This window comes from Bradyrhizobium sp. NBAIM08 (assembly GCF_020193935.1).
Lineage (GTDB): Bacteria > Pseudomonadota > Alphaproteobacteria > Rhizobiales > Xanthobacteraceae > Bradyrhizobium > Bradyrhizobium yuanmingense.
This window is the reverse complement of sequence record NZ_JADYVR010000663.1, coordinates 1-423: the sequence shown is the minus strand read 5'-3', so window position 1 is coordinate 423 and position 423 is coordinate 1. Positions and strand designations below refer to the sequence as shown.

Here is a 423-nt window from a genome sequence, read left to right as displayed (position 1 = left end):
CATCAGTGACATCGTGCGCCTCCCCCATTCGTCGTTCATGCGCGCAGCGCGCAGGCTGGTGCGCTGCAGGAATGAGGTGCACCCTGCACGAGATGCAAAGCGATGCAATGCGCGGAGTTGCACATGCCCCCCGTTAACGTCCGCACGGCCGCGAGGCTCGTGCGCCGCAATCGGTCGACGCTCACGCGGATGATTGAGCGCGGCAAGATATCTGCGACGCGCGACGAGAGCGGCAGGTACCTTATCGACCCGGCCGAGCTCGAGCGCGTGTTCGGTGCACTGGCTTCGCCTGATGCAGACACTGATGCAGAACCTGATGCAGTGCACGAGAATGCACTGGTTAAGAATGCACTAGAGCGGGAGCTTGAGGTGGTGCGCGAGCTTCTGGAAGCGGAGCGTTCCATGCACGAGCGCGAGCGACGC

1 protein-coding gene is annotated in these 423 nt (G+C 63.1%); it reads left to right on the top strand.

From position 1 onward, the window contains the following. Window positions 1–123: 123 nt before the first annotated feature. Window positions 124–423, top strand: a 300-nt coding sequence (locus tag I6F37_RS41455; RefSeq protein ID WP_225154590.1) for a helix-turn-helix domain-containing protein, incomplete at its 3' end; no start/stop codon positions are given.